The sequence below is a fragment of the Natrialba asiatica DSM 12278 genome, from assembly GCF_000337555.1.
GTDB lineage: Archaea > Halobacteriota > Halobacteria > Halobacteriales > Natrialbaceae > Natrialba > Natrialba asiatica.
In genome coordinates this window covers 47535-73638 of sequence record NZ_AOIO01000049.1, presented here as the reverse complement: position 1 = coordinate 73638, position 26104 = coordinate 47535, and the positions used below count along the sequence as shown (strand labels likewise).

Annotated in this window: 27 protein-coding genes and 1 CRISPR repeat array; of the genes, 18 read left to right on the top strand and 9 right to left on the bottom strand. The window is 53.6% G+C overall.

Features of this window, described 5'->3' with window-relative positions; genetic code table 11:
* Positions 1-75: 75 nt before the first annotated feature.
* A complete protein-coding gene (locus C481_RS20780) occupies positions 76-753 on the bottom strand; it encodes a hypothetical protein (protein WP_206537187.1) in 678 nt (225 codons plus the stop codon).
* Between the two features lie 281 nt (positions 754-1034).
* On the opposite strand from C481_RS20780, the gene C481_RS20775 reads away from it, so the two are divergent.
* Both C481_RS20775 and C481_RS21870 read left to right on the top strand, forming a co-directional pair.
* Positions 1035-1238, top strand: coding sequence for a hypothetical protein (locus C481_RS20775; protein ID WP_006111371.1), 204 nt, complete (start codon positions 1035-1037; stop codon positions 1236-1238).
* Positions 1239-1500: 262 nt separating this feature from the next.
* Positions 1501-2967, top strand: coding sequence for an asparagine synthetase B family protein (locus C481_RS21870; protein WP_161605644.1), 1467 nt, complete (start codon positions 1501-1503; stop codon positions 2965-2967).
* A gap of 66 nt (positions 2968-3033) precedes the next feature.
* Here the strand turns inward: C481_RS21870 and C481_RS21865 are convergent, their stop codons facing one another.
* Positions 3034-3303: a hypothetical protein gene (locus C481_RS21865; RefSeq protein ID WP_152422241.1), complete on the bottom strand. Its 270-nt coding sequence runs from the start codon at positions 3301-3303 to the stop codon at positions 3034-3036.
* A gap of 226 nt (positions 3304-3529) precedes the next feature.
* Positions 3530-4318, bottom strand: a complete 789-nt coding sequence (locus tag C481_RS20770; RefSeq protein ID WP_006111369.1) for a hypothetical protein — start codon at positions 4316-4318, stop codon at positions 3530-3532.
* Between the two features lie 326 nt (positions 4319-4644).
* Between C481_RS20770 and C481_RS20765 the strand changes: the two genes are divergently transcribed.
* The 4 genes from C481_RS20765 to C481_RS20755 all read left to right on the top strand — a co-directional run bounded on the left by C481_RS20765 (position 4645) and on the right by C481_RS20755 (position 9011).
* The gene (locus tag C481_RS20765; protein ID WP_006111368.1) at positions 4645-5088 is read left to right on the top strand and encodes a type IV pilin; all 444 of its coding nucleotides are present in this window, start codon (positions 4645-4647) and stop codon (positions 5086-5088) included.
* A gap of 614 nt (positions 5089-5702) precedes the next feature.
* Positions 5703-6890, top strand: a complete 1188-nt coding sequence (locus C481_RS20760) for a hypothetical protein (RefSeq protein WP_152422240.1) — start codon at positions 5703-5705, stop codon at positions 6888-6890.
* Positions 6887-7798 carry a hypothetical protein gene (locus C481_RS21860; protein WP_152422239.1) on the top strand — a complete coding sequence of 304 codons (912 nt, stop codon included), beginning with the start codon at positions 6887-6889 and terminating at the stop codon, positions 7796-7798. The genes C481_RS20760 and C481_RS21860 overlap by 4 nt, the downstream gene beginning before the upstream one ends.
* A gap of 883 nt (positions 7799-8681) precedes the next feature.
* Positions 8682-9011: a hypothetical protein gene (locus tag C481_RS20755; protein ID WP_006111366.1), complete on the top strand. Its 330-nt coding sequence runs from the start codon at positions 8682-8684 to the stop codon at positions 9009-9011.
* A 737-nt stretch (positions 9012-9748) separates the two neighbouring features.
* Here C481_RS20755 and C481_RS20750 read toward each other — a convergent pair.
* Positions 9749-10018 carry a winged helix-turn-helix domain-containing protein gene (locus C481_RS20750; protein WP_049904833.1) on the bottom strand — a complete coding sequence of 90 codons (270 nt, stop codon included), beginning with the start codon at positions 10016-10018 and terminating at the stop codon, positions 9749-9751.
* Between the two features lie 234 nt (positions 10019-10252).
* On the opposite strand from C481_RS20750, the gene C481_RS20745 reads away from it, so the two are divergent.
* The 4 genes from C481_RS20745 (at position 10253) to C481_RS20730 (ending at position 12924) form a co-directional block, all read left to right on the top strand.
* Positions 10253-10606 (top strand): hypothetical protein, encoded by a 354-nt coding sequence (locus tag C481_RS20745; RefSeq protein WP_006111363.1) that lies wholly within the window; start codon positions 10253-10255, stop codon positions 10604-10606.
* 2 nt (positions 10607-10608) lie between these two features.
* Positions 10609-11181, top strand: a complete 573-nt coding sequence (locus C481_RS22370) for a hypothetical protein (RefSeq protein ID WP_006111362.1) — start codon at positions 10609-10611, stop codon at positions 11179-11181.
* Positions 11165-11866, top strand: coding sequence for a zinc ribbon domain-containing protein (locus C481_RS20735; RefSeq protein ID WP_006111361.1), 702 nt, complete (start codon positions 11165-11167; stop codon positions 11864-11866). Before C481_RS22370 ends, C481_RS20735 begins: the two co-directional genes overlap by 17 nt.
* Before the next feature lie 161 nt (positions 11867-12027).
* Positions 12028-12924 carry a hypothetical protein gene (locus tag C481_RS20730; RefSeq protein WP_006111360.1) on the top strand — a complete coding sequence of 299 codons (897 nt, stop codon included), beginning with the start codon at positions 12028-12030 and terminating at the stop codon, positions 12922-12924.
* A gap of 401 nt (positions 12925-13325) precedes the next feature.
* On the opposite strand, the gene C481_RS20725 is transcribed toward C481_RS20730, so the two are convergent.
* Complete coding sequence (locus C481_RS20725) at positions 13326-13817, bottom strand: hypothetical protein (protein ID WP_006111359.1); 492 nt, start codon at positions 13815-13817, stop codon at positions 13326-13328.
* A gap of 457 nt (positions 13818-14274) precedes the next feature.
* Between C481_RS20725 and C481_RS20720 the strand changes: the two genes are divergently transcribed.
* On the top strand, positions 14275-14607 hold the full coding sequence (locus tag C481_RS20720) for a hypothetical protein (protein ID WP_006111357.1): 333 nt from the start codon (positions 14275-14277) through the stop codon (positions 14605-14607).
* Positions 14608-14679: 72 nt separating this feature from the next.
* Here the strand turns inward: C481_RS20720 and C481_RS20715 are convergent, their stop codons facing one another.
* Positions 14680-15156: a type II toxin-antitoxin system VapC family toxin gene (locus C481_RS20715; protein ID WP_006111356.1), complete on the bottom strand. Its 477-nt coding sequence runs from the start codon at positions 15154-15156 to the stop codon at positions 14680-14682.
* Entirely contained in the window at positions 15153-15434 is a 282-nt protein-coding gene (locus C481_RS20710; protein WP_006111354.1) for an AbrB/MazE/SpoVT family DNA-binding domain-containing protein, read from the bottom strand. The genes C481_RS20715 and C481_RS20710 overlap by 4 nt, the downstream gene beginning before the upstream one ends.
* A 207-nt stretch (positions 15435-15641) precedes the next feature.
* Between C481_RS20710 and C481_RS20705 the strand changes: the two genes are divergently transcribed.
* Positions 15642-15962, top strand: coding sequence for a MarR family transcriptional regulator (locus tag C481_RS20705; protein ID WP_006111352.1), 321 nt, complete (start codon positions 15642-15644; stop codon positions 15960-15962).
* Entirely contained in the window at positions 15959-16294 is a 336-nt protein-coding gene (locus C481_RS20700; RefSeq protein ID WP_006111351.1) for a hypothetical protein, read from the top strand. The genes C481_RS20705 and C481_RS20700 overlap by 4 nt, the downstream gene beginning before the upstream one ends.
* A gap of 59 nt (positions 16295-16353) precedes the next feature.
* Here C481_RS20700 and C481_RS21455 read toward each other — a convergent pair whose 3' ends face one another.
* Positions 16354-16638, bottom strand: a complete 285-nt coding sequence (locus tag C481_RS21455) for a PadR family transcriptional regulator (RefSeq protein ID WP_006111350.1) — start codon at positions 16636-16638, stop codon at positions 16354-16356.
* Between the two features lie 141 nt (positions 16639-16779).
* On the opposite strand from C481_RS21455, the gene C481_RS20695 reads away from it, so the two are divergent.
* On the top strand, positions 16780-17856 hold the full coding sequence (locus C481_RS20695; RefSeq protein ID WP_006111349.1) for a Cdc6/Cdc18 family protein: 1077 nt from the start codon (positions 16780-16782) through the stop codon (positions 17854-17856).
* An 84-nt stretch (positions 17857-17940) separates the two neighbouring features.
* Positions 17941-20016: direct repeats of the CRISPR family, unit length 37 nt; unit sequence GTTTCAATCCCGTCCTGGGTTTCTACCGCATCGCGAC.
* Positions 20017-20133: 117 nt separating this feature from the next.
* Here the strand turns inward: C481_RS20695 and csa3 are convergent.
* On the bottom strand, positions 20134-20766 hold the full coding sequence (csa3, locus tag C481_RS20690) for a CRISPR-associated CARF protein Csa3 (RefSeq protein ID WP_006111348.1): 633 nt from the start codon (positions 20764-20766) through the stop codon (positions 20134-20136).
* 174 nt (positions 20767-20940) lie between these two features.
* Here csa3 and cas6 point away from each other — a divergent pair, with 174 nt between their 5' ends.
* The 4 genes from cas6 to cas7d all read left to right on the top strand — a co-directional run bounded on the left by cas6 (position 20941) and on the right by cas7d (position 26101).
* A complete protein-coding gene (gene cas6 / locus C481_RS20685) occupies positions 20941-21789 on the top strand; it encodes a CRISPR system precrRNA processing endoribonuclease RAMP protein Cas6 (RefSeq protein WP_006111346.1) in 849 nt (282 codons plus the stop codon).
* A gap of 387 nt (positions 21790-22176) precedes the next feature.
* Complete coding sequence (gene cas10d, locus C481_RS20680; protein WP_049904832.1) at positions 22177-24678, top strand: type I-D CRISPR-associated protein Cas10d/Csc3; 2502 nt, start codon at positions 22177-22179, stop codon at positions 24676-24678.
* Complete coding sequence (gene cas10d / locus C481_RS23035) at positions 24675-25112, top strand: type I-D CRISPR-associated protein Cas10d/Csc3 (RefSeq protein WP_049904831.1); 438 nt, start codon at positions 24675-24677, stop codon at positions 25110-25112. The genes cas10d (C481_RS20680) and cas10d (C481_RS23035) overlap by 4 nt, the downstream gene beginning before the upstream one ends.
* A gap of 2 nt (positions 25113-25114) precedes the next feature.
* Positions 25115-26101, top strand: a complete 987-nt coding sequence (gene cas7d, locus C481_RS20670; RefSeq protein ID WP_006111345.1) for a type I-D CRISPR-associated protein Cas7/Csc2 — start codon at positions 25115-25117, stop codon at positions 26099-26101.
* Positions 26102-26104: the final 3 nt, after the last annotated feature.

The window sequence follows — 26104 nt, the reverse complement described above, 5'->3', positions numbered from 1 at the left end:
TCCGAGCTGTCGGCGCGTCGGAAGGGGAAACCAGTTGCTCTCCGTGTCTGCGTTGTTGCGTGTCATGATAATCAGTTATGCCGTAATCTGGCCACCTGATGTGACCGTATGGATCAGTGTCTCGAGGATATCCACGTCGCGGTGGTCACCCTGGTGTTTCATTCGTTTTGCTCGGTTCCGAAGTTGCTCGCGATCATCGTCGCCGAGACCGTAGGTGTTGCCCCAGAAGTCGAGTAGGTCCGCAACTTCGGCCATGAACTCGTCAACGTCGAGATCGGCGAGATATGGTCCTGTAATATGCCCGAAACGCTCGTTGTATCGGCTTCGATGGCGCTGCTGGCCGTATTCTTCAACACCAACCCACGCTGGTGCGTCGTGGGGAACGTGGAGCTCAGGGTCGGTCAGTTCGGTCTCGTGGTTGTGTGTGTGCAACGCGAGCGGATCGTGCTCGAACTCGCTTTCCCAGTCCTCAAGTTCTGGATGCCAGTTCTCGAGCCAGTCAAACAGGATTGTCAACTGATTATCTGGCGTCGCAAACAGCGTTACTGGGCACAGTTTGCGTGTGTGGTCGCGATGGTACGAGTGGGACACATGGGCCGCCCGCTCACGCTGGTAGTCAAACGGTTGCGGGTCATGGCCTGTTGTCCCCGGGGTATCAGTATCGCTGTCGCCCCACCATGAATCGCGACGGTAGGGCGAGTCAGCCAGTGCTGCAGCTCGCTGGTGCTCACGCTGGGTCTGTGTTGGGCTCATAAAATTTCGGGCGGATACTTGCGGCTAGTCGTCTACCGAACGCGGCCAGTCCATCGGGACTGTCACGTGTCGAAACTGGGACTGTGACCCAGATCTCGATGCGGTGAACGTGTGGAACACGCCCGCGCCGGCTATCTATATGGTCTGAACACTTCTAGATACATTAACTTACCGCTAACTAGTGTCTCAACAAGTCTGAAACATTCTTAGCAAGTCATTACAATAGAGAGCAATCGGTTCAAACGACTAGCGTTTTTGTCGTGTCGCTATGAGTATTCAGTATGGGCGATGAGCCCGTCGGTGACGAAGATGACGAAGACGTGTCGGTGACAGTCAAGATGCCGAAATCTGAATTGGACGAACTCGGCGAGCGGTTCGGAGACGAATACAATAACGCTGCCCGGTTACGTCGGGCAGCATGGCTCGTAAACAACGCGTCGTCACTGACAATCAACTTCAACACCGACGAAAACGAATCGGAGTGAGGAGCCCCCGAGGACTGTGCAGGTGCCGGGGTACAGTTAGTAGCTACACTGTCACACAGACATAAACATTCGGTCGTAACCTATACTCTTTCAGAACCACCAGTTACCACTATATATAAGATGTTCTGATAGTCACAATAGATATAGAATGTCGCAATCAATAAGACGTCACATCTCACGGGACGCAGTAACCTGTGGTGAGACTGTAGTTCTTGGTGATTGTTTCAGTGATTCACTATCCAGTTCTGCCGAAGTTGCAGAGATGGTTGAGGAACAATCGGATGTGGAAGGTATAAACGCCATCATTAAGAATATTGATGGTTTCTTTGCACTTGTCACAGAGATAGACAAAGGAACTGTTCTTGTTACTGACCGTGTTTCCTCTATCCCACTGTACTATACGACAACTAACGGTATCCTGTTTTCTGATGATTTAAGCTGGATTCGAAATTATGTCTCGTCTGATCATGATTCGGTCTCAGAGAGCGAATTTAGAACCCTGGGCTATGTCTCCGGCCCAGATACACGTCTGACTGATCTCTCACAGGTCCAGGCCGGTCAGACCGTCGTTCTGCAATCGGGGAACGTTAATCGACATCGTCATTTCGATTTTGAATATAAAGGCAGTGAGAAAAGAACCCATGACGAACTTGACAGTCTCCTCACTACTATTTTCAAGAGAATCGCCGCTCAAGCCGCAGGTCGACCGATATGGATTCCACTCAGCGGAGGACTTGACTCTCGATTAATATTGCTTAAACTCATCGAGGTTGGGTATGAGAATATTCATACGTATACCTACGGAAACCCTGGAAATCACAACTCTACAGTCAGCAAGGATGTAGCTGAATCAGTTGATGTTCCATGGCATTTTGTTGAATATACTCATGACATGTGGCGTTTGTTTTACCAAAAAGATGCTAGAAAGGAGTTTGACGAAACGCTAGACTTGGTCACTGTACCACCAACTCGGGAATTTCCAGCACTCAAGAAACTGAAAGAGAAGGGAGTCCTTGTAGACGATTCGATCATAATCCCAGGATACTCTGCCGATTTCCTTGCCGGAAGCCATCTTATTCCTGATTTGGCAACGAGTCAGTCAGTCACGCGAGAAACCGTCGTGGATGCGGTTTTGGATGTCCACTATCGGTATAATGAGTTACCCGAAGAGCACACTCCTGAAATCCGTCGTCGCATCCAATCGATTATAGATTATCCAGACGCTGCCACCGGCAAAACCGCTATGGAAGTATACGAGCGATGGGATTGGCAGGAACGACAGGTGAAGCATATAAATAATCACATTCGATATCACGAATTTCTCGATCTTGACTGGAGAATGCCTTTCTGGGAACAATCATTCTTCGAGTTCTGGCTCCAGACACCACTACAACAGCGTCTTGGGAAAGAATTCTATGACTCATACGTTCAATCAAAATATGATGAACTCTGTGACGAGCCAGTAAAACGAACGGAGTATGCTGATTTGTCTACAATAGAGAAGGTAAAACGAAAAATAAGCGGATCAGCTGTTGGGCCATACCTACGGCCCGCATACCGATCGGTATTCGATACACCAGAGAAGGGGTGGGAAGATAATGTCCTCTCGCAAAACGGCATGGTTGGACGTGAAACCTTTTGTGAGAACTACACTGGCGACTCCGATTTACGTGGATATCGGGCTCTTGAGCGTCTTGGTGAATTATCGTTTGAAACTAGCGAACAATAGATCCGCTCGTTCTTCATCACGTTCACTGCTGGAACACACAAGAACAGAAGGGAAGGACCAACCTAGTCAGTATTCCTCTTGGGAATCAGCCTCTTCAAACAGATTTTCAATCTCCTCGCGATCGATAATCGCCGTTCGGACATTGCCATCAACTGCCAAGGAGACAGATAATTTATCAGGTTGACGAGTTCGTGTTGCGGAGTCTCTCGGGATACACAGATCAACTTTGCCCTCAACGACGCGTTCCTTTGTCGAGATTGCTGTCTCGATTAAGGCAGATATTTCATGAGACTCGTCATCCTCGGGTCTCGTTAGTTTGGTTGGACTAGTTCCCATTTACACTGTCTTGGCAATGATCACGTATATACCTTCACGAAAACTAGTCTATTCAATTATAAGGAATGAAGCAGCTGTTTAAGCTACTTAGACAAATCAATCACATCGACTCCGCTAACGATTACTTCCGAGTGTTCACCCCATCAACCGAAACATCCAACCGCCCACGTATGAGCCAGCAGGTCTGGGATATTGGTCACGGAAATCACCAGGAAAACCGATTCGGTCAGCGCACTGTTCCAAGCGATCGAGCAGCCTCAGCGGAGATCGTGATGAACTCCTCACCACGCTTGACGCCCCCGCCCGCAACGTCGTTGATTACTGCGGCTAACCCCGCGAGGTAGTCGTCGTTGCGCTTCTCACGAACTGTGAGCGTATCTTTGCCATCATGTTTGACTGCACGGTTCTCGAGATACGCATAGACGAACGTCTCTCGAACATCGGGTCCAGTCACGAGATACGTCGGTAACGAGATATCTTGGTCGGCCTTCGGGCCAACGGGAGCGCCAAGGACAGCGAGCACGCGCCCGAGAACGGTCCCGTCTTCAGTCGGGCGGACTTCGTCGGCCCGGCCGTCGCGATCGTCGACGATCTGGTAGTCGACACCGGCCAGCTCGAGCGCGTCGATCACGTGCGAGTCCTCACCGAGATGGTTCAGCGCGAACGAGGGTCGATAGTACTGCTCGGCAATCGCGCCGCCCGCGAAGACGTTCGCAACGAGCGCGTTCAGCGCGGTGAACACATCATCGTCAGTCGTGCACTCGAGCCAACCGTGCTTGCGGGCCGTGTCGATACCACGGACTACGTCTGGCTTGCCGCCATCATCAACCCATGTTCGAAGTCGGCTTCGGGGAAGGTCCAGCGCCGATGCGGCTGCGCTTGAGCCAGCATCGTGAGTGTTTGCATATCGCGCCGCCTCACGATACTGTTCGACGGCCTCCCAGGCATCACGATAAGACCCGCCGTCGTAGGTGCGCGCGAGATCACGCGCGGTCACGAACTCGATCTCGCTCATATGTGATTCGTGTCGTTGAACTGGCTTGGGTATTGCCGTTTCAGGCCTAAATTAGGAAATCGCAAGACGGCGTCGGTTCAAGGGAGTGCTGTAAGTCTTCTGTGTCCCCCTGATTATCAGATGTGAAACCCATGCAGAACCTGATGTGACCCGAAACCGTACACTATCGATTAGTTATATATACCGGTGCTTCACTGGTTGCTATCAGCACCAATCAACAGCGAGGAAGGGTGTGCAGGTGGGTCGGTGTGGAGCCCCCATCCGCACGGGTGGCCGTATCACGGCCCTGTGTATAACCTTTCTGTCTGTTTCGGTGCAGTGAAACAATGATGGACGGAAAAACAATCCGTAACAAACTGGTCGGATCGAAAGATGAACGCGCTGTATCTCCCGTCATAGGAGTTATTTTGATGGTTGCTATTACTGTAATTTTAGCAGCTGTCATCGCAGCATTCGTGCTGGATATGGGCGATAATATGGGTCAAGGCCAGGTGAACGCAGGTGTGAGTGCTGACGTTAGTAACACAGACCAACAAGTGACAATTAGTGTCGACACAATGGGTGATGCTGAAGAGTTCAAACTAGCAGGAGAAAATGTTACGAGCAATGCTACTCTTACTCTAAATGAGACTGGGGATACAATCAGAGTCTCCAATGACTCGTCTAATGGTGAAGATCTCTTAACGGATGCCAGCGGCTCTGCAAATGTTGTTGCGATCGCTGGTGACGACGAAAGTACGGTCACCAGTTTTGATTGGGACTGGAGCTAACTAACTGGCCCCCTCAGAGTTTAGAGAAGAACTAAATTTTTCTACCGGTGCGAAGCGCCGGCTATCCACTGATACGACAGATAAGAATTTAATTTTCGGATTGTTCCGATACTAAAGAACCGAAGACAATCACTTCTGACCGACCTTGCGAATCGACAGAGGCTGCAAGCGTCCCACAAACAAGCAAGCACAAGGGCTCATTCCATGGGCCATCTCACCGCGAGCGCAACAGCGCCCACGCGTCGACACCACATCGGCAGTCAAATCGTCGATCGCCACTAGGACCTCGACACGATCGTTCGGTCGCAGTTCCGTTCCACAGCAGTCACAATCCACGCGCTGGCCGTGATCAACACGAATCCCGCTCGCGAACGCTTGGTCGGCATTTATCGATCGGCTTCGATTCCGTGGTTTGTCGGGCCGTCCGATTTGAGACAGTACAGCGATGCGACCCTACAACTGAAGATGCGAAGAAATGCATACTGCAGGGGTGAAGATTGTGGCTAAGACCAGAGATCTAAACTAACCGTCCTCCGAATGGTATAATACAATTTAGTTACTTGTCAACGAAGGTTTGATATAGTAACAATAAGAAAGAATCAGTCAAACTCGTTATGGGCTATGAAGATCCAGTAAGAATAGAAATGAGTGAATCAAAGACACATATTGACTTAGAAGATAGTTTCGTCGCACCATGGGGGCTTGCGAATGAGGAGCGTCCGCTCCACTACATATGGGAGGGTGAAATTGAGAAGGTTCGTCTGAAACTAGCAGGAGACCTCGAAGTGAAAGAATTATTTAACATAGTCGGTGAAAAAGACGAATATATTGAACGGGAATCGGGGGATGACGGGGATTATACTCTTGTTAGAATACCTTCAAAAGACCTAATCAGTTCGGGCTATCTAAGCGCGATAATTACAGTTCCTGATTTACATGAAGAGCCACTTGTCGGTCATATCGTTAAATCAGAGTTTGTAGGGAATGACTGGGTTGAAACAGATAAAAATCTCACATTCACAACCCGACCGTTGATTCATATTCGAGATATTCCAGAACAAATCAAACTAGAAAATGATGGGGTAGTAGTGATATATGACCAATCAGAAGAGAGAGTTGAAAGAACAGACTATCCAGGAACTATTGAGGCTGATATGGAACAAATTGGGTTCAATTTAGCACAGGTGGAAACTGAGGCATGGGGTGAAGGTGAGTTGCTTTCACAAGAAGAGAGTGTATACCGGGACCTTGCAGAAGCATTGATAGAGGGGACCACCGCGGATGATGCGACTTTGATGGAATTTCCCGATGAGGTACGTGAAGATGTACCTGTAGAAATTGCCGATGAGACAATTAAAAATACAGTTGAAGACTTTAGACAGTGGCTATCTAACGAATCTCTAATAGAAGAATATAGTAGTGAAGAAATTGAACGGATCTCTGAGATAGTTGAGACAGAAGATGCTGAATTTGATATGAGTTCTATATACAAGCATTTCGAGTACTTGTTAATGAATTCAATTCTGGATGTGGTTGATCGACATCCCGCAAATAATGTCCAAATGCAAAGCCCACAGACAACAATAGAGATTGAGAATAGGCTTAATTCCTTTAACATTGGATTTGAACTGTCTGATAAGATGGGTAATCGGTATGAGTCAGAAGTAATCGAAATTCAAGTAGAGGATAAACGAACTTCCGGAGGAATAGCAGAGTTAGAATTAAACACAAATTGGAACCAGGTACAGATTGACCCATCCGAATTAGATGAGCTGAGAAAAGAAATCAAATCAGACCTATGAGTGCAGGCTTAGACATCTTCGAATTTGTTGATCGTAGTAGAGAATTTTTAAGCGGCTATGACCCTGACATGCAGTCTCTGAAATATGATTATGGCAACAAAACAAGCGAAATTAAAGTGAAAATTAATGTCCCAAATAACTCCGCTCGCCATTCCGGAGATATCAGAATCCCAGCGGAAGGGTATAGAATAAAAGAAACCATCACACCTCGGTTTCAGGAAGTCAAGGATGCTGCTTGGAGCAAAGAGGACGGCGAATGGGTGCTTGACCCTGAAGATTTGCCAAATTATGATATGTTCTTAGTTACGTTAGAAGGGCAAGTCTCTGATAGTGTTTTGGACCGTGTAGTAGATGTCGACACAGTAGAAGATCCAATGAAACAGGAAGGAACACACCAATACTGGGTTCAAGCCAGAATAGAAGACCCTGCAACTTTCCAAGACATTTGGAGAGATCTCAGAATTGATGGTGTCGATATGACTGTTAATGTAGGAGTACAGCAGTGCTTCTCCACTGCTATTCCAGATCGAATTGTTCGGTTGTTTAGAAGGACATCAAAGACACTCCGAGAAATGAACGAAGGTGATTTCAGAAGCGCAAAAAAGGAATTTCAGTTAAGGTCAGGAACGCAAGATGCTTTGAGTATGTCTGAGGCTGAAGCAGCAACATTACTCAGATCACTTGCTTCTGCTGAGAAGATGCGCGACTACATTGCTGTTGAACGTCCTTACCGCCGCCGAGAGATTAATTCGGACACATATGAACAGAGTATTCTACCTGAGGAAGTTGAAGTTGGTGTCGAGACAGATTTGACTCTTCAACAGCCAGCAGCCAAAGGTTATCTTGAATTTAACCATGACGGGTATACGGAGTATCTCGAAGAAGAAGCTGACGATCTTCTAGAATGAATAATGAATTATTTAGTGAGCTTCTTCATATGTTCTTTCAGTAGATACTACGAAGGCACTGGATAACCTAAAAGAGATCGATATCGCGGATGGCGGTTGGACTGCATTGAGGATCCAGACTGGAATATCATGTCTGGCGAGTTCAGCTAGTATCCTATCGTTATTGACACATAGCAAAACACACAGCCATATCGACAGCCGGTCGCGGCGTTGACTCTGGTGTAGAAACACCACCACTTCCGGTCAATCACTTATCTAAATTCAAAATTTGGGGTATGATTTCGAACGGCCGATGAAAGACTCTTACATAGAGCCACCGCCAACAGGATCAACATAACGAGTACAGCAGCTGTAATGAACTCATGTTGGCTACTTACCGTGATCGGATTGCCGAGGGCCTCATTGACGGAACCCAATAAGTGTAGTGCTGAGGTCGTTGCTCGTTCTAGTCCGTTCGATTCGAACTCGTTGCGGAGGAAGTCGGCGGGATCTTTGTAGTGAGGTCGCTGTCGTCGATCGAACGTTTCCGGGAGTTGCGGAGACGGTCGACAAAGGCAGCCTTGTCGCCGTGTATTCAGGGACTCGCAAGCAGTGGGTACGCTGCAGTGAGCGGGGTTCGGCCGCTTTGAGGCTCTGGGGAGGTTGTTTGAGCAGGCCTGTTCAAGGCATCTTGTATGTGCGTGACTGTGGTTGGAAAAATAGGTGTCGGAATGAGTAGAAGGGAATTGTATAGGCTATCAGGGTGTGGATCGGTCAAGTTCTCAAATCAGACGAAACGATGGTTGGCCAGACGAGATTAGGCATCCCTTTTATTACTCCACCCTATATTATGGCTTTTAGATTTAGACAATGTATTTATAGAATTACAAGTCCAAATGATGGTATGGATATTGAGGACATGATTGAAACTGCATTTTTTCTTGCGTTGCTTCTAACCGGAGGGATTATAATCTCGACAATAGATTTTTCCGTAACTTCTGACCCCGATACAGTACAGAACACAAAGAAAATTGTGCGGTTATTCTATGCGGGGGTGATGACTATCGCCCCCACCACAAAATTGGCGATAATAATTGATTTGGCGGCAGCGGTCGTCGCCTCTATAGGATTAGTTAAAAGAGCAAAGAATTCAATTAAGGCGGGTATCTTCGTAGCAGCTTTCATATATTTCACCATTAGTTTTGCCTTCAACTACCTGGCTGCACCAGTATAGTGAGTTAGGACACATTGATATCCACAAGACGGCCTACTGATCGTCTACGCACTTGCATTGGCTTGCTCAGGGGCATAAGGGAATCTAGAAAGAAGACTAGCTGGGCTTTGACCTTGTAGCCGAGCTCGCGGATGAGCATGGACTCATAGTAAGTACGTGGTTCGCCAACTCGAGTAGCGTGGCTAAGACCAAAGGTCCAAACTTATCACCAGGTTCTGCAATTCCAGTCAAAACAGGGTACACACCATTTCAGAGTGGTCAAAATCAGTAATATTCTGAGTGTTGATTACTTCTTGATTTTAAAACCATTCCTGTCCTACCTCATATTTTATTTCGAGTTCTTCTCCAAACTCTCCTATATTCTTAGCTGCAAGCAGGTGAATATGTGAGAAATATGCTTAATTTTCATTCTGAGTGTATAAATACAATTATTTATATCTGCTGTTGCAACTGTAACTCGCAGTAAGAGATGTAGCTCTAAAACTAGCCGTATTTTCTTCTCCACCTTACGGCTCCTGGAGGTTGCACACCACTAAACTCCGCTTCCCGAATATGCACACAAGCGCGGACCAATTGTGTGTATAATCGGAATGCACCACAGAGATTTCCATAGTGTTTCTCCAATCTATCCTTCACACATACTGGAACTCAGGTCATAATGAGACGGTACGAAATATAGAGTCTGTGTTCACCAACAGGCTAACCGTGTCTTGTGTAGGTAACCTGAGCAGATATCCTTATTCAGTGTCCCCGATCGGTTCAAGTTCGCCCGCGTTGAGCTCGCCCTTGAGATATTGCTTACCGAGATCGGTAATCTCGTAATAGCCTTCCTCTACTCTGTTCACTAGTCCATAGTCGATTAGGACCGACAGTCGCCGGCTTACACCCGTTCGATCACGGTCAATGTTTCTCGCGATGGTCGTCGGTCCTAGTTCCAGCCCGGTGTTCAGAACCTCGAGAATCCTCTCATCGGTCGGATTCTGCATCCAATCACCGGGCTTTCTCATGATCCGGACCTTTCTCCCGACCTTCTTACATGGTTCGAAATGGCTGAACAATTCAACTATATCGAAGATCTTCCTCAACTATATCGTAGAAGAATTTATTATGATGGGGTTTCGAATGGTTGGTTAACGGGAGTTTCACCTGAGGCTGACAATCTGTCAGACTCGTGTGGAAAACGCGGGTTGGTGATGGTACCACCAGACCCGCACGGCTCCCGTAGACGCGGTACGGAAGCCATGTCCGACAACACTTCACGGGACCTTGAAGGTCCCGAACGACTAGAGGCATCGCTCGAGAACACCAACCAACCCGCCGACGACGACACGACTTGGGCCAATCTCACTGCGTTCCAACGCGATATCCTCGCAGCGATCGCCCGTCTCGAAAACAGTGCCGACCCGTCCTACGGGCTCGCAATCAAAGACGACCTCGTCGACCAGAACCTTCTCGAGAAATCCGAACTCGACCGTCGCACGAACGAGTATACGCTCACCGGCATCGCACACGCACTCCTCAAGAAGCGTACCCGCCAGCTTGCAGACGCCTGTAATATCACACCGCACCAGCCGGTCGCCGATGGGGGTGAGTAGTGATGGAAAATACCGCGGACTATCCACTCGAGTTCATCTTCGAGTACCGGACGATCGACAATCGTCGCCGTCGCGTGACGATCATCCCCGACACGGGCGGGGAAGCGTGGCGGATCACCCACGAACACCGCGACGGCGAGTGGCGGGAAACCGGTCGCGAACCGATTTCGAACGTCTGTGTCCAGTTGCGCAACCCGACTGGTGACCAGGACGACTCGATGGGCGATCACCCGGTTCAGGCGGGCGGGAGCCAGCCCATGGAAGACCGCGATGACGAACATGCCATCGCCGACCTTGAGAGCCAGATCGACGGTCACCGAACACTGAACCGCCTTGAGAAACTCGCGACTGGCCACGAACAGCTCGACTGGGAACAAGTCCCCAGCATCTCGACAACCAAAGCAGCGTCTTGGGCCGCTCGATTGCGAAAGGCACAGGACTGCCTCGAGACCGACCTCGAGGAGGCCATTGACACATCAGCGATTATCGACTCCGATGGCGCAACGACCGCTGACCAGGGGCCTGCTCCCGACGCACTCGAGACGGGGCCCTCACCAGGTGGTCGCGATGCATAAGTCCGACCCCACCGCGATTGGGGTCGACCTCGGCGAGTACAATCTCTACACCGCCTGTCCGGTGAAAATGCCGGATTGGAAGGGCGCCTACACGATCAGCGGCGACGACCTCTGTGTTCAGTTAGACGCGCTTCGCGAACAGACTGCCGCCCTACTTGGCAGCGAGTATGACCGGGACACAATCGTGGCGTACGTCAAGGACCGTCGAGTTGCCCTCATCGAGGCGATCGACGCTGCCGCTCGAGAACTCTGTGAGTACGCGAGCGCATACGAACATCCCGTTCTGGTCACCGAAGATAGTCACTTCAAGCCTGACCTCTGGGCGTGGGTCACCGACCCTGACGCTCATCGAGGAACCTCGTGGCTGCTGCCAATAGCCCATCGCCGGCTCCGCACGATCGCTGCCGAGTACAGTATCGAGGTCACAACAGTTCCAGAAGAGTTCTCTTCCCAGGAGTGCCACGTCTGCGGTGTTCTGGGTGAACGGCCACTGAACAAGACCTTCCGGTGTACCAACCCGGACTGTCACGTCGACGGCGTCTACGCCGATCACAACGCCGCGAAGGTTCTTGCACAGCGATACTATCCCGGCCAGCAGTGTGCCTATCGGCCTTCTCGGCCGACTTCCCCAGACGATCGGCCCGCAGTGCTTGCTGATGGTGGCATCGCTGAGAACAATGGCTAGCCACCGACAGCCCAGCGACGAACGGGACTACGGTGGTCCCACAAGTGGCATCACTCTCTCACATCTCGACTGCGACCGGCCGCCCCCGCCACCCCCACTGACAGCAACAGCGCACCCAGTTGCACCGGTTTTCGACCACACTGCAACCACCGACATCATCCATGAGCACAAATTCCGAGCAATCCGGACCGAACGCAGCGACGACCCAGGCATTGGCAGATGAACTCGAGTCACTTCGGGAGCGGATCAGGACCCTTGAGTCCACCCTCGAGCAGAAGGAGACACGCCTCGACCGGCTCGAAACTGAACTCGAACAAACCAAGACAGAGAACGATCACCTTGAGGAACGCGTCGTTGAACTCGAAGCAACACGGACGCCGATCGAGGCTCGCCTAGACGCTCACGAGAAGAAACTCAACGCGAACAAAGACCGCGTCGGCGAGCTCCAAGCACGTGAACTCGAGAAAGGGGCCCACCTACTCGAGGACCACGTCGACGAGAGCGAAATCGACGTTGTCGATGGTCGTCTCGAGCGAATCAGTAAGGACGACGGCGAGCAGTATTTCCGCCTTCCCGAGAGTGATGATCCACTCGAGCGTGGCGGTGATGTCGCGTTAGCGCATAGTGATCTGCTTCCGATTCAGCAACTCGCCAAGATGGACGACGACATGCTCCATGCAACAACGTCTTCGCTTCCCTCACGCCTCGCAGCAAAGCTCTGGAAGGCACGCACCGACCCAGGAGTAGGAGATAACCCGTGGGAGAAAGGGAGTGCAGGCGTCCGTGAATACGTCTCGGCTAGCGATATGAAACACTGGATCCGTCGGCAAGAGAAGGGGATCAGTGACGGCTATGCGAAGAAGCTCGTCTCGAGGACGATCGACGCTCTACTCGATCTTTCGAAGAATCGGCTCGCAATCAAACGGAAGCGTCAGCGCAAAAATGGCCTCGAATACACCGAACGCCGCGTTCTCCTGATGGACGATGCAGAGGTCCCTGGTGAAGGGACAGGAGCAACTGAACAGAACAATCCGGAGACAGCTGATGTCGATAGGTGAAGCTGTCGCCGGCTTGCTTACACTACCCTGAGAAGGCTTTCAGACTCTACAGCTAACAGAAACCCAGCACGAAAGCGGTTGTTTGCTTGTCTGGCTACTCGCTTGTCTGTCGCTCGATCGGTCGTCGTCGGTCTATAACGAACGACGGCCCAAGAGAGTTCACTGAAGACGTCAGGTGTCACCGGAGACTGGGAAACTAGACCAGCACGATCTCCTCAAGAGAAGGCGATAGAGTTTGAGGTAGATCGACGTAACCCGTGGAATCGGCGGTGAAACAGTTGAATCATCGATCACCATCAGAATCTTGACGCAGTCGGTCAGTCGCAGTTCCATTCCACGGCAATCGCAATCCACACAGGCCGGTATCAACCGGAATCCGCTCACGGACGCCTAATTGACGTTCATTCTTCTCCCACTATTCGTGGCTCACTGGACTGAACAGCCACGCTCGCCCGGAAGTTTCGTGGTTCGCCGCTTCGGACACATTTCGGAATCACGGCGATACTATCAGTCGGTTCGATCGCCTGGTAGTCGATCCGGCCCCAATCATCGGGACCTAAGTCACCGTCGCGTTCCGAGGTCGGGACTGACAGCGACCCAGCGTCAGTTTCGGCGACTGACGCCTGATAGCTCCGTTCGATTACTTCATCGGTTTCGGGCTGCCGGTAGGCAACAAAGAGCAGGTGGCGTTCAACATGGCCGCCGACGGCGTGGGGATCGCGCTCGAGGCGGTATTCGTAGCAGACTTTCTCAGCGACAAATCGAGAGTAGCCTTCGAGAATGTGTTCGTCGCGACCGAGTCGGGCCCAGTCGGCAGGGACCGGTTCGATGTGGCGCTGTCTGCGGATCGGTTGGTCGTCGGTACGCTTATCAAGAACTGCGTTCGTAGCCATTGGTGTTCACTCTATTACGTCGGGTGAACCCAGGGTCGGGCGTCCTTACCGCCCGGCCGAATCCTTACTTCGGCGAGCCCTGAGTTCGTCTAGTGCCTAGGCCGCATTCATGATAAAGGTTAGTGGTACCCCTCTATATTCTGACTATCATATAACCCCATACCGGTGTGCTGATTTCGAAATGATATACCAGAATACAGATGTGATTTTAACAGTTCGATAGCGGTGTGTTCGTGCTGGCCGATTGGACGCCGAGAATGACCATACGCGCGACTCCATCTTGTCTGTCGTCCCACCGGTCGGAGCGACAGAGCGCGGCCACACAACAGCCATATGATTGACTCGCCGGTAGTGGCCCTACTAGTTATGTGACTGTCTTGCGTATTGGTTCGTATGGCGTGCCGACAGAGTCAGCCGGTTATGGTCATCCAATCGGGAACCAGACCCGGTGACGCCAATGGGTGACGAGCAGTCGGATAAGATCGACCAGTATGAGGTAACGATGAGCCACACTGCCAAGTCGAAGGAATTTCGCTACCTCAAAGCCTGGGAAATCGAGGAACACATCCACGATCCCAACACGGTGTACTACAACCCGCAGCGGGACCAGTACCTGATTCCTGTCTATCGCGAGGTCCACAACGAGAACTGGAATCACGGGCAAGACGAGAAGATCGTGATTATCGTCTCGATCGTCGACGGCGGAACTCGAGCTATCGTGGTTACGCAAACGAGCGATCACTACGATTGGAGTCGATTCGAGAAAGTGAACTCGCTCGGGGAGGGCTAATCGACATACGGGTTTTGAGTTCACGACAGGCAGTAGGCGTATCAGTTCCGGCCCGGGTCATGGTCCGTCATTTTACTTAGGGTATACAGTCAATGCTGGGAAATATGTTTCGTAGAAGGCGTTATCGAAGCTGACCAATGCATCTCCGTCGACAGTCGCATGTCCACCAATGACAAAGTCCGAAGCAATATGCTGACGCGGTGCAAGATCCTCACTACACTCCTCACAACGGACGGTCTGTTTCGTCCCGCAAGACGGGCATTGAAGTCCATCTGGACGCCGAACAGTATACTGCTGGAATTGCTCACCTGCTCGGAATAATGCCTCTCGTGATGGTTCAACGAGCTGAATACTGAAGTCCTCAAGAAACTGATCGAGTTCTGATGTGGTATCGAAGTGGCCATCTGCTGTGAGTTCAGCGTACACCAGTGGTGTAATAACGACCCGCCCCTCTCTGTAGACGCGCCGAAGTTCTACTTCACTTTTGTTGGCATGTTCGTCTTCGTACAAAAGAGCGAGAAGAACGTTTGTATCGACTGCCGTGATCACGCCTCTCCCTCCGACTCATCGTCTTCATCGTTACCGACATCACGGGGGTACTCGCTTCGGAGCCGACGCATTCGATCCGGCATTGTCTCATCGCTTTCGGCACTGCCACGGTATTTTTCGAAGGGATCTTCTCCGTCTGCGGTAGTCGGTTCTTTTTTTCGGATTTTGTAGCCAGCCTCAGCCTCTTCGAACGCGATTTCGTCACCGGGTTCGATTCCGAGCGTGTCCCGAATTTCCTTCGGGATAGTGACTTGGCCTTTGGTGGTAACGCGCGGCATATCTTTACTAAGGGGTAATGCCCAATAGGTATTACGCGTATTTTCATACCTACCTTCGGAGAGTGGAACCAGAGCGCACTGCAACGCATCTGTACTGGATGTGGATTTCAGGGGTCGTTCTAATCACGCCCGCTGTCCGTCGGTACCACAGGATTTCTTATCCACCTCACCCACAGACTTATTGCGCTATATTGCATTTTATTACATATGCCAATCAGCATTGACCGGTTCGACGAAGAACCCGTGGACGCACTTGATCTCCAAGAAGGAACGCACCCGTATCGGCTGCTGCAGTTCCTCACGGCCCACAGCGCTCAGGCGTTCACGCAGACAGAACTTCACGAAGCGACCGGCATCAAGCGCGGGAGCGTCGGCGCTGCACTTTCCCGCCTTGAAGATCGCGGCCTCGTTCGCCACCGGGGCCGATACTGGGCCATCGCCGAAGACGACCGTCTCGCCTCCTACGCTGCACAGATGAACGCCAGTTCCGATTCAACGACGGACGATTACTACAACGACGAGGAATGACAGATGTCTACGAGCGCGGCGCGGTTGTAAAAGGCCCCGACCTTCTTGCGGGCCACGACTATCGGCCGTACGTCTGCCTGAGTGATCGTACACACCCGTTCCACGATGAAGAAGCGCTCTATGCGGCGGCCACGACGACGCGACGGGTGGCTGCTGTCCCGCTCACTGACGATGACTTCGTCTCGGGCGGTCTACCAAGGAAGAGCTACGTAAATCCGTGGACAGTCGTCACGATTCGGCATGCCGACATGAAGCACGAAGAGGGGCATCTTGTTGAGGCGACGGCAGAAAAAATCGCTGCCGAAACTGCTGGATATATGGGTGTCCGCTAAGAGCGCTGTTTCCCATGGCTCAACACTCTTACTAACCTCCGAGGTAAAGGAAATCAATCCTAGCTACCGTCGAGATCAACGTACTGATTTTCCCATTCACGCCGTGCTTCAATCTCACGAGTTCCGCGACGTGTAACCGAGTAGAAGTTCGTCCGGCGATCTTCTTGGCCTTTCTCAACGAGACCTTTGTCTACAAGTGTATCGAGATTCGGATAGAGACGGCCGTGATGGATCTCTTTCTCATAATATTCTTCGAGTTCATCTTTGACTGCCAAACCATGTGGATCATCTTGGCCGGCAATTGTATACAATAGGTCGCGCTGGAAACCCGTAAGATCGTACATACAAGTGATTTGGTATATTGGGTGATAAGAGTATCCATTGCAAAGAAAGGCCATACAATGCGTATGATCGATGGTCACAGGACCGAAAACATCGGAATGGATACCCCTCCGATTATATGAGTGTCGTACATCCAGATAGGTATGATCGTGGACCAGGACGCTCTCGAACCGAAAAAACAACCACCACGGGAGTTGATCGTCCATCGAAACAGCGAGATCAACACACTATCGAGTATTTTTGAACCCGTGACGAACGGCCACCAGACCAGCGGTGCGTTCATCTATGGACCACCGGGATCAGGCAAGACGTGTGCCGCAAACGTACTTCTCAATGAGATTCCGGCGACTACTGTCACTGAAAACGGGACTAGCGGTGAGCCGATCGAAACGGCATACATCGATTGCTACAATGGAAAGTCCCGACGCGACGTCTATCAGGAACTTCTCGAGACGCTCGGCGAGGGGCCAGCCCAGACGCGCCCCTCCGCTGCGACCGACCAATTGCGCCGGCAGATACTCGACGCGATTGACGGGCACCTGATCGTCGTACTTGACGAGGCCGACCAGATCGGCGAAAAGGATGTGCTCAAAGAACTCTATGAAATGACGGGGGTAGCCCTACTCCCGATCGTCACCAAGAGTCACCAGTTGTTCGCCGACGCCGAGGATCGTCTGGACTCGCGACTGACCGCCCTCACACCGATTCCGTTCCGCTCCTACGACGAAAGTACGCTGGTCAAGATCCTTCAGGCGCGAGCAAATGTCGGACTCGAACGTGGTGTCGTCGAACGCGAACACTTGCAAATTATCGCCGAGCGCTCGAGAAACGACGCAAGGCGTGCGATTTCGATTCTCAAAAACACAGTCCTCCATGCTCGATCAGAAGGGGCCGGCGAGGTGACAACCGATCTGCTCGATAAAGGCTCCCCAATGTCTCAGTCGGACGTGATCCGATCACACCTTTCGGCAATCTCACGCTCACAACGCATTTGTCTAGAAGTGATCGGGAAGATCGGCCCGGAAACCAGCGGTCCGATTACAGATAGTTACTGTTCAGATATGCGGATTGACGAGGAACGTAGTCAACGGGCGATTCGAGACTGGTTAAGTGATTTTAAAACACGAGATCTCATCTGCGAACGTGACGTACAAAACGGGCCGGCCTACGAGCTCCGCGAAATTGTCCAGCAGGTATTGGATGGAGAGATCGAGCCCTAGTCGGTGAACTCGAGTTCATTAGATACGGGATTTGCTGTTCTAATCGCGGTTACCAACAATCACCTTCACAAGAGCGTAGAGAGAGTTTCAATCCCAGTGTGGGTTTCTACCGCATCGCGACAGGACGGACGCCGTTTCCGATCGGGCGATAGTCTCGTTTCAATCCCGGTGTGGGTTTCTACCGCGTCGCGACTCCCCAGTGTGGGAGTGATTGGATTGCCACCTACTGATTGTTTCAATCCCGGTGTGGGTTTCTACCGCGTCGCGACAAGACGAGTCTAACAGCGAATCTGGCGGTGGCGCAGTTTCAATCCCGTCCTGGGTTTCTACCGCATCGCGACCCGCCGTATATCGCGCTCAGGTACTTGCCGAGGTATTGTTTCAATCCCGTCCTGGGTTTCTACCGCATCGCGACGTTGCTTTCTATCGTGTCCATCCCGACTGACTGTTTCAATCCCGTCCTGGGTTTCTACCGCATCGCGACCACATTAAGGTCAAGTGCCCGAAACAGGCCCTCAAAGTTTCAATCCCGTCCTGGGTTTCTACCGCATCGCGACATTATGATAATCACTAGAAAGCAAACAACTCCAAGGTTTCAATCCCGTCCTGGGTTTCTACCGCATCGCGACCGGAGGAACTAAGTTTAGGTATCGCTTAACACGGAAGTTTCAATCCCGTCCTGGGTTTCTACCGCATCGCGACACGACGAGGGACAGACCGGAGAAACAGACGACGACGGTTTCAATCCCGTCCTGGGTTTCTACCGCATCGCGACCAGTGGCCGGCGGCACGTCGTTGATTGACTCGGTGGTGTTTCAATCCCGTCCTGGGTTTCTACCGCATCGCGACCCACGACATGAACCGGTTCCAGTTCTTATTGATGTTTCAATCCCGTCCTGGGTTTCTACCGCATCGCGACCAAACTGGTCCTCAGTCAGTTCGTAGATCGCGCCCGGTTTCAATCCCGTCCTGGGTTTCTACCGCATCGCGACCGGCGCGCTTGTCGTCGATCACGCTCGTCACGTAGTGTTTCAATCCCGTCCTGGGTTTCTACCGCATCGCGACCTGACTGACGACATTGATGCGTCGGGCAACACGTTCTGTTTCAATCCCGTCCTGGGTTTCTACCGCATCGCGACGGTTCGACAACTCGATGAAACCGTGCTCTCGGTGCTGTTTCAATCCCGTCCTGGGTTTCTACCGCATCGCGACATCGGCGCGGGCGGGGCGAAAGTGGCTCCCCAGTTCTGTTTCAATCCCGTCCTGGGTTTCTACCGCATCGCGACGAGACATTCAGCCTGAGCTAAGCGACGTAAAAGCGTGTTTCAATCCCGTCCTGGGTTTCTACCGCATCGCGACGGACTTCTAGATCGGTCCCTTCGGCCCTGCTCTTGTTTCAATCCCGTCCTGGGTTTCTACCGCATCGCGACCGAGGTTATCGGGGAGTGGCGTCTCTCGGTACTTATGTTTCAATCCCGTCCTGGGTTTCTACCGCATCGCGACCTCGAGCCCGATCACCGACTGCTTCCCCTTCGCAGTGTTTCAATCCCGTCCTGGGTTTCTACCGCATCGCGACACATGCCCTCCATGGTGACCTGCACAGCGGGGACAAGGTTTCAATCCCGTCCTGGGTTTCTACCGCATCGCGACCAGACAGCTACGTTCCCACAATTCGGACATTTGATTGTTTCAATCCCGTCCTGGGTTTCTACCGCATCGCGACCGAATCGATCCAGAAATGCAACGAAGCCGTTTCTGTTTCAATCCCGTCCTGGGTTTCTACCGCATCGCGACGAAATGGTCTCCGAGTTCGCGCTCGAGTTGCCGTCTGTTTCAATCCCGTCCTGGGTTTCTACCGCATCGCGACGCATTTCGTGCAGTCGATTCCGAGCATCATATCCTCGTTTCAATCCCGTCCTGGGTTTCTACCGCATCGCGACTTCCGGTCGCAGTGACGGCAGTCCGCCGGTTCCGGTTGTTTCAATCCCGTCCTGGGTTTCTACCGCATCGCGACATCCGTTCGCGAATCATAACGAGCCGACGGTCGAATCGTTTCAATCCCGTCCTGGGTTTCTACCGCATCGCGACATCTCGATCGCTTACCAGGAATCCGGATCAGAGAGGTTTCAATCCCGTCCTGGGTTTCTACCGCATCGCGACAGGGGGTGTTTTCTCAGGGATAGCACCTATAGTTTTCTCTGAAGTTGCGAGAAGGGGAGAGTGGTTCGTGGACCCTAGCTGTACACGGCTTTGAAAAAGGTCGACGAAAATTGGAACTCACGTGTGGAGTCGGCCGGCAAGTGTCGGTGCGACGTGACGGGTTTTGCCCTCCATCCACGTCTCGACGGCGCCATCAGATTCGAGCGCGTCGAGGTGTCGACCGACAGTACTTCTCGATTTCCCGGTCTCCTCGGAGATTCCAGGAAGGGTCGTACTTTCGTCGATGGAGACGAGATATTGGAGCGTGTCGAGAGTCGCGTCGGACGGGCGCCCCATCAGGTTCGGCAGGCCGATCTCTTCGATCTTTTCGTCGATATCTCTGAACTGGAGTGCGAGGTCGACGACGTTCGGCCGGGCGATCGCGGCGACGGTCAGCGGGAGAAAGATCTCCCGCGGACCCCCGTCGAAGTTGAGTACTACCGTCCCCTCGGCGGCTTCAAGGACGTCGACGCATTCTAACACAGCGGCTTCGAACGCCTCGTAGCTTACCTCCTCGACAACAATATCAGCTCCGGGACCGAGTTCGTTGACGGTCTGGTTAACATCCTGGATCGCGCTCTTCGCCCTATCGCTCGTGTCGCCGCGCGGTCGAAGGAGAACGATAACGTCGTCGGCATCGAGGCCGTTATCGAGTATCGGGCGCATCACCCGCGGGCTGTAGTGCCCGATCGTGGAGACGTACGTACGCATACATCCAATTGCAGTCATGTTCGATTAAACGGTTTGGCTTCGAAATTGCGTAATCGTCCGGTTACGATCCCGAATGACTGAATACGTTTTCGGAATCGCAAAAAGATTCAAGGTGGTGACGGATCCAGATGTGATCATGTATCGACATACGATTGTCTACTGTCGTGAGGTGTTATGCGTCGAATCGAGTTAACGGTTGAGCCAGAGGGCTCGTTCCCGGTGCCGACCGCGAATGGTTACCAGATCTACGGCGCGGTCCTCTCGGCACTCAACGGTGTCGACGAGGATGTGAGCACGCGCGTCCATGATTCCTCAATCGGGAGTCTGACGAACAGCGGCCTCCTCGGGACGTTCGACGAGAGCCATCGCGACCACCACAAACGCGTGATCCGCGACGAGACGTACACTCTCAAGTTGGGCGTCGCCGATCCCCGCGACCAAGAGGTCTTCCAAGCACTTGCTGACGCGTTCGTCTTCAGCGACGACACACTCGAACTCGCGGATGGCAACTTCCGCGTGCGCGACTTCGCGAGCACGAACACAACCCACGAAGACCTCCTTACCAAAGCCTCAGAGATCGCCGCCCGGAAACACAACACCTTCGAGATCAAGGTCCGCTTCGAGACGCCGACGTGCGTCAAGGAGAGTAGCAACATAACCAACATGTTTCCCGCGAGGCAACACGTATTCGCCTCGATATTACACAAGTGGAACACGACGATCCCAGACGAACGGGCGGACGAGTTCAAAATCGCGATGACCCGCGAGGACTTCGGGACAAACCTCATCGAAAAACCCGACGCAGACACCTACGAGACGCACACCGTCCTCGTCAACCGCGGCGAGGATGGCGGCCCGATTCTCCGCCAGGGGTTCACCGCTGACTGCACGTACAAGTTCAAGGGCGCGAGCGAAGCCATCCGGACCGCAGTGACGGCGCTCGCGCTCTTCAGCGAGTACGCCGGCGTCGGTGCGTTCGTCTCCAGAGGGTGTGGGACGGTTTCTGTGGAGGTGAAAGAATGAGAGGGTGCGTGCGCGACCCAGACAAGGTTTCAATTCCGTTTGGATTTCTTCAGGGGTCGCATCAAGGAGTACGTTCCCCGAAGTACTCGAAGGTTCTGCATAGCGGTACCCATACAAGGGCCACTAGAAATTTTAGTGTCTTCGGTGTGTACACCAAGCCGAGGCGCATGATAGCTAGGACTAAATTAAGAGGATCAGATAACGCCGGACTCGTAGAGCGTTTGAGCGTGGGTTTCCGTGTCAGAAATGGAACCCAGCCGTATCGACATCCAGTAGACCGACGGTTTCGACCGGCTGGTCGATCAACGGGCGAGATATACGATGCTTCTTACGGGGGCGTGATCGCTCAAACCGGGGGTCGGTCATGGTCTGACAGGGGGAATACCAGTGCCCGATAGCACATCTATCTGGGGCGATCAGGACCTTCATCCCGTCCTGGCGGAGTACCTCGCCAATGTCGACCCCCACCTCCTTGATGTCGGGTGGTCCTTCGAGACGGCGAAGAGCGTCGAATACGGCCTGACCGACCAGTCAATGCTCAACCATGTCCGGAACGGCGTGTTCGCCATCGTGCACCTGAACGAGATTGCACCGTCGTTCGGTGCCTACGAGTTGAGCGACGACGAACTTCGAAAGGTTGTCGCGCTGTTCGCCATTCACGATCTCCACAAGCTCCGTGACGAGCAGAAGATGGACAAGGAGTACGACATCGACACGGACGAAGTGGCAGACCTTGTCGATGTGCTCGGTGTCGACGCATTTGCACCCGACCTTCGGATCGAGACCTTCCACGCATGCGCGGTCGATCACTCGAACACGTGGAACTCGAATCCGGAGCACGCCACTCGGACGTACGACCACCTCCGGCCCTACGTTCGTCTCGCCGACGCGTTCGCGTCCTGCGAGACACCGGAAGCGGCGACGGTCGACCGGAATCAGACGGGTTTGGAAGTCGCATACCCCGGAACCGACCTCGAGCTCCGGCACCACACGCTCGACGACGTGAAGGGCGTGTTCACCAACCTCCTCAACGGCGCGGTCAGCCACGTCCTTGAGGAACGCCTGGGATACGAGCGACTCCTCATCTACCAAGATGGCTGCGTCTACCTAACCGATGGGAGCTCTTCGGAACCGACAGTCGACAAGGACCTGATTAGCAACGTGTACGACCGGCTTCGGGCAGATATCCCCGAATCCCATGACGCATACGACAGTCACAGCGCGCTCGCGGACAACCTTTCGACGCAGTCACAAGGGTTCTACACGATCAACGACCAAGACTTCTTCTACGCTGGCGCGCGGAACCTCCTCTACGCGACCGCGTTGAAGGCCAAGCAAGACGCGGACCCCGACTCGGGACCGACTGACAGCATGGCGGAGACGATGGAGACGCTGAACGAGCGTCTCCCGATCGACATCGACACGACGACACGAGTCGCCCCTGGTTACGCGCGACTGGTGTACACGTTCAAACGCGCGTTCGTCGATCCGCTCGTCAATGCCGGCCTGACAGACGACGATGCCCTCACCGTCACGTGTCGGCTCTTCGAAATCAACGAGAACATCCTCGACGGCCTCCGGGAGATCCGCGACGACGAGGACGTCGACCTCACAGCTGGTGGGAAGTGGGACTACGCGTACGCAGTCGGTCAGCACATCGCTGATCGAGCGCGTCGTGAGGGCTGGCAGGACGTTCCGGGCGAGGTCGCGAAACTCCTCATTACGAACCTCGACGCGCTCGACGAGGAGTGGGACGACATTGTCATGGGCGCACACACGGGCCAATTCGAGACCGAACTCCGGGCATACATCGGTGACGCCCTCCGCGTCGGTGGTCAGGCGTCCCCACCGACCGCGGAGATGAACGAACTCTCCGACCCGTTCGAAGAGCACCACGCGACTCGACGGGGGAAAACGTGTACATTCTGCAACCGCGGGACGACGAGTACCCGAAAGAGCGACATGAAAGCGCCGAAGTCGCTTACGACGCTCCAAGCAGGGTACTCGAACCGGATCCCTGCCGACGCCGGCCAGCCAGAGAAACTCCTCGTCTGTACGCCGTGTCAGATCGAGTTCTCCCTCCGCGAGACCGGATCGAGTCAGCGCGACGCCGGTCGCCTCTTCGTCCATCTGGTGCCGGACTACTTCTACACGCCGACGATGTGGGACCTCTACACCGACGAAATTTTCGCGCGGTTCACGGGGGAGGCGATGACCCGGGTCGGTCGTCTCAGCTCTGCGATGTTCGACGTCGCGACTACTGGAGAAGACCATGACCGAGCGGACGAGACGCCGATCTCCGAGTCGGTATCGACCGTCCTCCGCGAGGCGACGCGAGCCGAGGACATGGGCGGACTCTCAATGATCGAGCAGCTCCAGAATGGATTCGACCCCGACGCCGGGTTCGGGACGCAGACGCTCTCGTTCTACAAGCCACAGGACAACGAGACGGAATTCCAGTTCTTCGGCGTCTTCGTCGGTCTCGCGGTCGCGTCGACAATGGGGCTGCGAGCGTACGTCTCACAGTCCCCGATTCCGGAGGTCCGGGGACGCGACTTCCCGGAGATGATGAAGCTCGACGCCGGATTCACGACCGTCAACGGGTTTTACGGCCGGGAGATTCCGCTTTCGAAGCTTCGAAACCGACTCGGATCAGCCGCCGCCCTGATCGAACTCGGCTACGCACTTGCCCGCGACGACGCCCGGTTCGCGAAGTATCTCCGGATTGTCCGGAATAAGCCGCTACCTGGGTCGTACCTGTTGAAACGGGCCGTGCAGGATTCCGATGACGGCGGGGCCGCACGGTATCTGCTCGAGGAAGCGGACTACCTCGACCGGTATGGAAATCCGACGAACGATGCGGATACGACGACAGTGATTCACGAATGACGAACACAACCAAGGACGATGTGACCGAACTCGCGGAACTCGCCTATGACGCAATACGGCCCGCGTACGGGAACGACAAGCCGTACGCCATCGAGCGAGTGTTTCGAGAATCAGTAAAGGCCGTGAAGGACTCGAACGAGTTTCGGCTGAGCGTCGACGAGGCGGCACTTCTCGTCGCTGGCCGACTTGAAAAACTCCACCAGCGAAGCGAACAGGTGTGGCCGGTACCCGCCGAGAAGAGTCGGAGCGGCGACCATCTGAATGAGCGTATCGAGCGATACGCGAACGCATTCGCGCAGCGACTCCTCGTCGACCGCTGTGAGGGGAAGCCGTCGCTGTTGAAGCGGCGGGCAAACAACCTCGCGGACGGGTTCTACGCGGCGACGATCCAACTGCAGCGCGAGACAACCGACAACACGACAGAGACCAACTAACGATGTTTGACTACGACACATACCCCGAACTAGAGCGCGGCACCGTTTCCCGAGACGAGATGACGATCGCCCCACAGAACAACTTCACGAACATCCTCGTTCTGCGCGAACTAGAGAGCCATGCGATCTTCACGACCGACGGGCAGAGCGCCGACCTCGCGAACGTCGCGGTCGGATCGGGTGACGATCGTGAGACGTACTCGCCGGGCCTGATGTTTATGCGCAAGCAGACGGGGAGCGACCGACGCTTCGGAAAGTCCCTCCAGCGGAACCTTCTCGGGACCGAGTGTACGATGCAGGTCAACGGCATGTGCCAAGACTGCGTCGAGTGCATCCTCTACGGGAGCGCCGCGAGTGACGATGCCGACCAGCAGCTCTCGATCACGTCCCGTGTGATGTACGATACCGCCTACACGCTCCGGGACGCAACCGCGACGATCGACGAGAAGTTCCAGAACGCGCCCGGTGATGACTACGCGAAGACCGCCGAAGCGACGATCCGCGAACCCGATTTCTTCGAGCCTGGGACGCTGTTCCCGTCGGTCATTACGCTTCGGGATGCAACGCCTGAGGAGGTCGCGTTCGTTCTCGGGATCGCAGCGAAGAACAAACGCTACGGCGCCGCGACATCACGTCTCGGTCGCGTCAAGAACCACGTCCTCGGCGTCTACACGGGGAGCGAAGAAGGGCCAGCGAACCTCGAGTTGACCAGGAACGTCGTCACCCGACTCCGTGACAGCGACGAGACGACTGTCGACTCGATTCAGGACGTCATCACGGCAGCAGCGCACGACCCGCAACTCGTCGGCGAACTCCTCCAGTCCGCTTTCGACGACCGGGTCGACGCCGAGCGCGGCGGGCTCGACCTCAAACGCGTCCCGGACGAGACCGTCGACGACCTGCTCGAAGCCGCGACCGGCGACTCGCTCGCCGATGTCCTCGAAACGCAATTGGACGCCTCGCACGCGTTCCTCGAACAGACCGCCTAGGAC

Bases quoted from the DNA above. Each gene is read 5' to 3' on its own strand.
- C481_RS20780 (WP_206537187.1), bottom strand. From the start codon at position 753: ATGAGCCCAACACAGACCCAGCGTGAGCACCAGCGAGCTGCAGCACTG.
- C481_RS20775 (WP_006111371.1), top strand. From the start codon at position 1,035: ATGGGCGATGAGCCCGTCGGTGACGAAGATGACGAAGACGTGTCGGTG.
- C481_RS21870 (WP_161605644.1), top strand. From the start codon at position 1,501: ATGGTTGAGGAACAATCGGATGTGGAAGGTATAAACGCCATCATTAAG.
- C481_RS21865 (WP_152422241.1), bottom strand. From the start codon at position 3,303: ATGGGAACTAGTCCAACCAAACTAACGAGACCCGAGGATGACGAGTCT.
- C481_RS20770 (WP_006111369.1), bottom strand. From the start codon at position 4,318: ATGAGCGAGATCGAGTTCGTGACCGCGCGTGATCTCGCGCGCACCTAC.
- C481_RS20765 (WP_006111368.1), top strand. From the start codon at position 4,645: ATGATGGACGGAAAAACAATCCGTAACAAACTGGTCGGATCGAAAGAT.
- C481_RS20760 (WP_152422240.1), top strand. From the start codon at position 5,703: ATGGGCTATGAAGATCCAGTAAGAATAGAAATGAGTGAATCAAAGACA.
- C481_RS21860 (WP_152422239.1), top strand. From the start codon at position 6,887: ATGAGTGCAGGCTTAGACATCTTCGAATTTGTTGATCGTAGTAGAGAA.
- C481_RS20755 (WP_006111366.1), top strand. From the start codon at position 8,682: ATGGATATTGAGGACATGATTGAAACTGCATTTTTTCTTGCGTTGCTT.
- C481_RS20750 (WP_049904833.1), bottom strand. From the start codon at position 10,018: ATGAGAAAGCCCGGTGATTGGATGCAGAATCCGACCGATGAGAGGATT.
- C481_RS20745 (WP_006111363.1), top strand. From the start codon at position 10,253: ATGTCCGACAACACTTCACGGGACCTTGAAGGTCCCGAACGACTAGAG.
- C481_RS22370 (WP_006111362.1), top strand. From the start codon at position 10,609: ATGGAAAATACCGCGGACTATCCACTCGAGTTCATCTTCGAGTACCGG.
- C481_RS20730 (WP_006111360.1), top strand. From the start codon at position 12,028: ATGAGCACAAATTCCGAGCAATCCGGACCGAACGCAGCGACGACCCAG.
- C481_RS20725 (WP_006111359.1), bottom strand. From the start codon at position 13,817: ATGGCTACGAACGCAGTTCTTGATAAGCGTACCGACGACCAACCGATC.
- C481_RS20720 (WP_006111357.1), top strand. From the start codon at position 14,275: ATGGGTGACGAGCAGTCGGATAAGATCGACCAGTATGAGGTAACGATG.
- C481_RS20710 (WP_006111354.1), bottom strand. From the start codon at position 15,434: ATGCCGCGCGTTACCACCAAAGGCCAAGTCACTATCCCGAAGGAAATT.
- C481_RS20705 (WP_006111352.1), top strand. From the start codon at position 15,642: ATGCCAATCAGCATTGACCGGTTCGACGAAGAACCCGTGGACGCACTT.
- C481_RS20700 (WP_006111351.1), top strand. From the start codon at position 15,959: ATGACAGATGTCTACGAGCGCGGCGCGGTTGTAAAAGGCCCCGACCTT.
- C481_RS21455 (WP_006111350.1), bottom strand. From the start codon at position 16,638: ATGTACGATCTTACGGGTTTCCAGCGCGACCTATTGTATACAATTGCC.
- C481_RS20695 (WP_006111349.1), top strand. From the start codon at position 16,780: ATGATCGTGGACCAGGACGCTCTCGAACCGAAAAAACAACCACCACGG.
- csa3 (WP_006111348.1), bottom strand. From the start codon at position 20,766: ATGCGTACGTACGTCTCCACGATCGGGCACTACAGCCCGCGGGTGATG.
- cas6 (WP_006111346.1), top strand. From the start codon at position 20,941: ATGCGTCGAATCGAGTTAACGGTTGAGCCAGAGGGCTCGTTCCCGGTG.
- cas10d (WP_049904831.1), top strand. From the start codon at position 24,675: ATGACGAACACAACCAAGGACGATGTGACCGAACTCGCGGAACTCGCC.
- cas7d (WP_006111345.1), top strand. From the start codon at position 25,115: ATGTTTGACTACGACACATACCCCGAACTAGAGCGCGGCACCGTTTCC.